Below are 6,688 nucleotides of genomic sequence, written 5' to 3'. Positions count from 1 at the left end.
GAGTCTGAAAGGCGATACACCTTTTGAGGTCTTGCAGGCTTATTTTTCTCAATCTGTTGTGTAAACAACGCGGTTTTTTCTTACACCTACCCCTCCTGTTGTCAAAGCCGCAATCCCACATTTCATAATAGGCTACCTTTTTTCAGACGGCAATGAATGGACAGCGCAGGCATTGTTTTACCGGTTTATGTAAAGCAGGAATATAGCGCCTTTCAATATATTTCAATCAGCGCTTTACTCAAAACAGCTTCCCAGCAATACGGCCTCTCCTATTTACACAGTGAAACAGACAATAACGACCTGACCTACTTTATCAACTGCCAGCTCAAAATCATCAGCCGCGCCATCAACCGCTTCGTCGGCTACATCTAAATAAAAGCAGCAGGATTGCGCGTTTACCGTGAAAGAAATCATGGCCGATTTTTAAACCAGTGAAAACAACGTCCGCGCCGATTTAGACATCGGCGCATTGACCGAAGCAGACAACACAGGCCGTCTGAAAAATACACATCTACCACACCTTCTCCCGCCTTATCACCCACACCCAAGTGCTGATTTATCAAGACGCTACTCCTTTTACATACACAAACGCATGAAAAAATCTTGCACAATCTGACAAAACCCATGCTTTTCCTGTTAGAATTAATGGATTTTGTTGTACCCGGCACACTCTTTTTGCCGCACGTTCCGCCCGTCCGTCTTTTTCAGACGGCATTTCAGGCAGAAGCAGGCGCGCCGGATACAGTCTGCGTTCGGCTGTGCTTGCTACCGCCGTGATTTTTAACCCCATAAAAAGTAACGCATCTATGATTAAGATAAAAAAAGGCTTAGACCTGCCGATTGCAGGACGACCGGAGCAAACCGTTTACGACGGCCCGGCCATTACCGAAGTCGCGTTGCTTGGCGAAGAATATGTCGGTATGCGCCCTTCCATGAAGGTTAAGGAAGGCGATACCGTCAAAAAAGGCCAAGTATTGTTTGAGGACAAGAAAAACCCGGGCGTGGTGTTTACCGCGCCTGCCGCCGGTACGGTATCCGCCATCAACCGCGGTGAAAAGCGTGTGCTGCAGTCCGTCGTCATCAGCGTCGGCGGCGATGATGAAATCCTGTTCGACCAATACGCGCCGGAAGCCCTTTCTTCCCTGACCGGCGAACAAATCCGCGCCAACCTGATCCGCTCCGGCCTGTGGACGGCTTTCCGCACCCGCCCGTTCAGCAAAACGCCGGCGGCCGATGCCGAGCCTGCGGCGGTTTTCGTCAATGCCATGGACACCAATCCGCTGGCTGCCGACCCTGCGGTCATCATCAAAGAAAGTGCTGCTGATTTTGCCCACGGTCTGCGCGTATTGAGCCGCCTGACAGAGCGCACCGTGCATGTTTGTAAGGCAGCGGGTGCCGATTTGCCGTCCTACGGGGAGGCTGCACACTCTGAAAATGCCGCCAATATTGCCGTGCATGAGTTTTCCGGCCCGCATCCTGCCGGTTTGAGCGGTACGCATATCCATTTCATCGAGCCGGTCGGCTTGAATAAAACCGTTTGGACCATCGGCTATCAAGATGTCATCGCTATCGGCCGCCTGTTTACCACAGGCCGTCTGAATACTGAGCGCGTGATTGCTTTGGGCGGTTCGCAAGTGAAAAAACCGCGCCTGATCCGCACGATTTTGGGCGCGAAAGTCTCCCTGATTACTGCCGGAGAGCTGGTGGAAGCGGACAACCGCGTGATTTCCGGCTCGGTACTGAACGGCGGTATCGCCAAAGACGCACACGATTATTTGGGACGCTACCACAATCAGATTTCCGTCATCGAGGAAGGCCGTGACAAAGAGTTTTTCGGCTGGGTATCGCCGCAGCCCGACAAATTTACGGTTACCCGCACGACGCTGGGGCATTTCCTGAAAAACAAGCTGTTCAATTTCAATACGGCCACTAACGGCGGTGACCGCGCTATGGTTCCCATCGGCACTTACGAGCGCGTGATGCCTTTGGACATCCTGCCTACCCTGCTGCTGCGTGATTTGATTGTCGGCGATTCCGACAGTGCCCAAGCTTTGGGTTGCTTGGAATTGGACGAGGAAGATTTGGCTCTGTGCAGCTTTGTCTGCCCGGGCAAGTACGAATACGGCCCGATGCTGCGCAAAGTGCTGGAAACGATTGAGAAGGAAGGCTGATTATGGGCTTGAAACATTTTTTGGAAAAAATCGAACCGCACTTCCTGCCGGGCGGCAAACATGAAAAATGGTATGCCCTCTATGAGGCGGCCGCGACGATTTTTTACACGCAGGGTACGGTAACGCGCAAGGCGGCGCACGTTCGCGATGCTTTGGATTCCAAGCGGATGATGATTCTGGTGTGGATGGCGCTTTTCCCGGCGATGTTTTACGGTATGTACAACGTCGGCGCGCAGGCGTTTGCCGCGCTGACGCCCGATTTGTTGCAGCACAATATCGCCAACGACTGGCATTATGCGCTGGCCGATGCTTTGGGCATTTCGATGGCGGCGGATGCGGGCTGGATCAGTAAAATGCTGTTCGGCGCGATTTTCTTTGTGCCGATTTATGCGACCGTATTCGTAGTGGGCGGTTTTTGGGAAGTTTTGTTCGCCACCGTCCGCAAACACGAAATCAATGAGGGTTTCTTCGTTACCTCCATTCTGTTTGCGCTGATTGTCCCTCCGACCCTGCCTCTGTGGCAGGCTGCCTTGGGTATTACGTTCGGTGTCGTGGTGGCGAAAGAGGTGTTCGGCGGTACGGGTAAAAACTTTATGAACCCTGCCCTGGCCGGACGCGCTTTCCTGTTTTTCGCTTATCCGGCCAATATCAGCGGCGATACCGTATGGACGGCCGTGGACGGTTTTTCCGGTGCGACTGCCCTGAGCCAATGGGCTGTCGAAGGTGCTGCCGGCCTGAAAAATGTCGCCTCCGGTGAAGCAGTTACTTGGATGGATGCCTTTATCGGCAATATTCCCGGCTCGGTCGGTGAAGTCTCTACGCTGGCTCTGTTGATCGGCGGTGCGATTATCGTATTCGCCCGCATTGCTTCTTGGCGCATTATCGCGGGCGTGATGATCGGCATGATTGCCACGTCCCTGCTGTTTAATGCCATCGGTTCGGACACTAATGCGATGTTCGCCATGCCTTGGTACTGGCATTTGGTTGTGGGCGGCTTTGCCATCGGTATGCTGTTTATGGCAACCGACCCCGTATCCGCTTCTTTCACCAATACCGGCAAATGGTGGTACGGTGCGCTCATCGGTGTGATGTGCGTATTGATCCGCGTGGTCAATCCCGCCTACCCCGAAGGCATGATGTTGGCAATTTTGTTTGCCAACCTGTTTGCTCCGATTTTCGACTACCTTGTGGCTCAAGCGAATATCAAACGCAGAAAGGCTCGCACCAATGGCTAAATTCGATAAAGACAGCTTCAGCGGCACGCTGATTATGGTAGTGGCCGTCAGCTTGGTTTGCTCGGTGATTGTCGCCGGTGCGGCCGTCGGCCTGAAGCCTACCCAGGACGAGCAGAAGCTGCTCGACAAGCAACGTAATATTCTGAGTGTGGCCGGTCTGCTCGACCCGGCTACCGATGTGAAGAAAGTCTATGCCGAACGCATTGAGCCGCGCGTAGTCGATCTGGCTACCGGCGATTATGTGGATGCACCCGATTTTGATGCCGCCGCTGCGGCAAAAGATCCGGCGCAGAGCGTGCAAATCAATCCGGAAGACGACTTCGCTTCTCTGAAAGTCCGTGCCAAATATTCCGATGTTTATTTGGTTAAAGACGAAAACGGCCAAATCGGCCAAATCATCCTGCCGATGCACGGTACCGGCCTGTGGTCCGTCATCTACGCTTTTGTGGCGGTACAGCCCGACGGCAACACGCTCAACGGCCTGACCTACTACCAACAAGGTGAAACCGCCGGCTTGGGCGGCGAAATCGCCAATCCGCTGTGGCAGCAGAAATTCGTCGGCAAAAAGCTGTTTGACGACGAAGGCAAGCTGGCCATCCATGTAGGCAAAGGCGCTTCCGCCGATAAAGAGCACGGCGTCGACGGCTTGTCCGGTGCTTCCCTGACCACCAAAGGCGTACACGGCTCGTTCCAATACTGGTTCGGCCAAAACGGTTTCGGCCCGTATCTGGCCAAATTGAAAACAGAAGGAGCGAAATAATGGCTGACACCAAACGCTTGAAACATTTAATGTTTTCACCCTTTATCGCCAACAACCCGATTGCCTTGCAGGTATTGGGCGTGTGTTCGGCACTGGCTGTGACCACCAAACTGGAAACCGCCGTTGTGATGGGCTTGTCGGTAAGCTTGGTAACAGGCTTCTCCAGCTTCTTCATTTCCATCATCCGCAACTACATCCCCAACAGTATCCGCATTATCGTGCAGATGGCCATTATCGCCTCACTGGTGACCTTGGTGGACCAAGTATTGCAGGCTTATGCCTACGAGCTTTCCAAACAGCTTTCCGTATTCGTCGGCCTGATTATCACCAACTGTATCGTGATGGGCCGCGCCGAAGCCTTCGCCATGAAAGAGCCTCCGCTGGAAAGTCTGGTTGACGGCTTGGGTCAGGGTGCGGGCTACGGCATGATTCTGATTATCGTCGCCACCGTCCGCGAATTAATCGGATCGGGCAAACTGTTCGGCTACACCATCTTCCAAACCGTCCAAGACGGCGGCTGGTACCAAGCCAACGGCCTTTTCCTGCTCGCACCGAGCGCGTTCTTCATCATCGGCTTCTTGGTATGGGCACTGCGTACTTGGAAACCTGAGCAAGCGGAGCAATAAACATGGAACATTACTTAAGCCTGTTTGTAAAATCCATTTTCATCGAAAACATGGCACTCTCCTTCTTCCTGGGGATGTGTACGTTTTTGGCGGTTTCCAAAAAAATCTCCACCGCCTTCGGTTTGGGCGTGGCCGTGACCGTCGTATTGGGCTTGGCCGTACCGGCTAACCAAGTCGTGTACTCGCTGCTGAAAGACGGCGCGCTCGTACCCGGCATCGATTTGACCTTCCTGCGTTTCATCATCTTCATCGGCGTGATTGCCGCACTGGTGCAGATTTTGGAAATGATTTTGGACAAATTCTTCCCCGCCCTCTATAACGCACTCGGCATCTTCCTGCCGCTGATTACCGTAAACTGCGCGATTTTCGGTGCCGTATCCTTTATGGCGCAGCGCGAATACAACTTCAGCGAATCCGTCGTTTACGGCTTCGGCGCAGGCTTGGGCTGGATGTTGGCCATCGTCGCACTGGCCGGCATTACCGAGAAAATGAAATATTCCGATACCCCAAAAGGCCTCAAAGGCCTGGGCATCACCTTTATTTCAGGCGGCCTGATGGCACTGGCCTTTATGTCGTTCTCCGGCATCCAGTTATAAGGAACCCACCATGGAAATTATCTTAGGTATCGTGATGTTTACCGGCATCATCTTGGTTTTGGCACTCCTGATTCTGTTTGCCAAATCCAAGCTGGTGAACGAGGGCGACATCACCATCAAAATCAACGGTGAAAAAGACATCACCATGCCCGCAGGCGGCAAGCTCCTGGGCGCGCTCGCCGGACAAGGCATCTTCGTACCCTCCGCCTGCGGCGGCGGCGGCTCCTGCGGCCAATGCCGCGTCGTTGTCAAAAGCGGCGGCGGCGACATCCTGCCGACCGAGCTTTCCCACATCAGCAAACGCGAAGCCAAAGAAGGCTGCCGCCTTTCCTGCCAAGTCAACGTCAAAACCGACATGGATATCGAAGTGCCGGAAGAAGTGTTCGGCGTGAAAAAATGGGAATGCACCGTTATCTCCAACGACAACAAAGCCACCTTCATTAAAGAACTCAAGCTGGCCATTCCCGAAGGCGAAGAAGTCCCCTTCCGCGCCGGCGGCTACATCCAAATCGACGCCCCAGCACACACCGTGGCTTACAAAGACTTCGACATCCCCAAGGAATACCACGAAGATTGGGACAAATTCGATTTATGGCGTTACGTTTCCAAGGTTGACGAACCGATTTTGCGTGCCTACTCCATGGCCTCCTACCCCGAAGAAAAAGGCATCATCATGCTGAACGTGCGCATCGCCACCCCGCCGCCGCGCCAGCCTGACGTACCTCCCGGCCAAATGTCTTCCTACATCTGGTCTCTGAAAGCAGGCGACAAAGTCACCATTTCCGGCCCCTTCGGCGAATTCTTTGCCAAAGACACCGACGCCGAAATGGTATTCGTTGGCGGCGGCGCCGGCATGGCACCGATGCGCTCGCACATTTTCGACCAGCTCAAACGCCTGAAATCCAAACGTAAAATTTCCTTCTGGTACGGCGCACGTTCCAAACGCGAAATGTTCTACGTTGAAGACTTCGACGGCCTGGCTGCCGAAAACGACAACTTCGAATGGCACGTCGCCCTCTCCGATCCGTTGCCGGAAGACGATTGGGACGGCTACACAGGCTTCATCCACAACGTGCTGTATGAGAACTACCTCAAAAACCACGAAGCCCCCGAAGATTGCGAATTCTACATGTGCGGCCCACCGGTCATGAACCAAGCCGTCATCAAAATGCTCAAAGACCTGGGCGTAGAAGACGAAAACATCCTGCTGGACGATTTCGGCGGTTAATCCAACCTACCCTAATCTCATCCAAATCAAAGAGGAGCGCCATCGGCAGCTCCTCTTTTTGATTAGGCAGTT

Annotated in this window: 7 protein-coding genes; all 7 read left to right on the top strand. The window is 53.6% G+C overall.

Annotated elements, in window-relative coordinates; genetic code table 11:
- Positions 1–156: 156 nt before the first annotated feature.
- Positions 157–372: a hypothetical protein gene (locus tag BDE01S_RS07140; RefSeq protein ID WP_066079394.1), complete on the top strand. Its 216-nt coding sequence runs from the start codon at positions 157–159 to the stop codon at positions 370–372.
- Positions 373–806: 434 nt separating this feature from the next.
- Positions 807–2,171, top strand: a complete 1,365-nt coding sequence (locus BDE01S_RS07135; protein WP_066079391.1) for a Na(+)-translocating NADH-quinone reductase subunit A — start codon at positions 807–809, stop codon at positions 2,169–2,171.
- 2 nt (positions 2,172–2,173) lie between these two features.
- Positions 2,174–3,406, top strand: a complete 1,233-nt coding sequence (locus BDE01S_RS07130; protein WP_066079388.1) for an NADH:ubiquinone reductase (Na(+)-transporting) subunit B — start codon at positions 2,174–2,176, stop codon at positions 3,404–3,406.
- Complete coding sequence (locus tag BDE01S_RS07125) at positions 3,399–4,166, top strand: Na(+)-translocating NADH-quinone reductase subunit C (protein ID WP_066079385.1); 768 nt, start codon at positions 3,399–3,401, stop codon at positions 4,164–4,166. Before BDE01S_RS07130 ends, BDE01S_RS07125 begins: the two co-directional genes overlap by 8 nt.
- Positions 4,166–4,792 carry an NADH:ubiquinone reductase (Na(+)-transporting) subunit D gene (locus BDE01S_RS07120; RefSeq protein ID WP_066079384.1) on the top strand — a complete coding sequence of 209 codons (627 nt, stop codon included), beginning with the start codon at positions 4,166–4,168 and terminating at the stop codon, positions 4,790–4,792. Before BDE01S_RS07125 ends, BDE01S_RS07120 begins: the two co-directional genes overlap by 1 nt.
- A 2-nt stretch (positions 4,793–4,794) precedes the next feature.
- The gene (gene nqrE / locus BDE01S_RS07115; RefSeq protein ID WP_066079378.1) at positions 4,795–5,388 is read left to right on the top strand and encodes an NADH:ubiquinone reductase (Na(+)-transporting) subunit E; all 594 of its coding nucleotides are present in this window, start codon (positions 4,795–4,797) and stop codon (positions 5,386–5,388) included.
- Between the two features lie 10 nt (positions 5,389–5,398).
- Positions 5,399–6,616 (top strand): NADH:ubiquinone reductase (Na(+)-transporting) subunit F, encoded by a 1,218-nt coding sequence (gene nqrF / locus BDE01S_RS07110; protein WP_066079372.1) that lies wholly within the window; start codon positions 5,399–5,401, stop codon positions 6,614–6,616.
- The last annotated feature ends 72 nt before the right edge of the window (positions 6,617–6,688 follow it).

This window comes from Bergeriella denitrificans NBRC 102155, from assembly GCF_001592185.1.
Classification (GTDB): domain Bacteria; phylum Pseudomonadota; class Gammaproteobacteria; order Burkholderiales; family Neisseriaceae; genus Neisseria; species Neisseria denitrificans.
Note: the sequence above shows the minus strand (reverse complement) of the source record. Positions and strands in the feature narration are given on the sequence as shown.

Excerpts from the sequence above, each read along its gene's own strand:
- BDE01S_RS07125 (WP_066079385.1), top strand. The coding sequence starts at position 3,399 with ATGGCTAAATTCGATAAAGACAGCTTCAGCGGCACGCTGATTATGGTA.
- BDE01S_RS07120 (WP_066079384.1), top strand. The coding sequence starts at position 4,166 with ATGGCTGACACCAAACGCTTGAAACATTTAATGTTTTCACCCTTTATC.
- BDE01S_RS07130 (WP_066079388.1), top strand. The coding sequence starts at position 2,174 with ATGGGCTTGAAACATTTTTTGGAAAAAATCGAACCGCACTTCCTGCCG.
- nqrE (WP_066079378.1), top strand. The coding sequence starts at position 4,795 with ATGGAACATTACTTAAGCCTGTTTGTAAAATCCATTTTCATCGAAAAC.
- BDE01S_RS07135 (WP_066079391.1), top strand. The coding sequence starts at position 807 with ATGATTAAGATAAAAAAAGGCTTAGACCTGCCGATTGCAGGACGACCG.
- BDE01S_RS07140 (WP_066079394.1), top strand. The coding sequence starts at position 157 with ATGGACAGCGCAGGCATTGTTTTACCGGTTTATGTAAAGCAGGAATAT.
- nqrF (WP_066079372.1), top strand. The coding sequence starts at position 5,399 with ATGGAAATTATCTTAGGTATCGTGATGTTTACCGGCATCATCTTGGTT.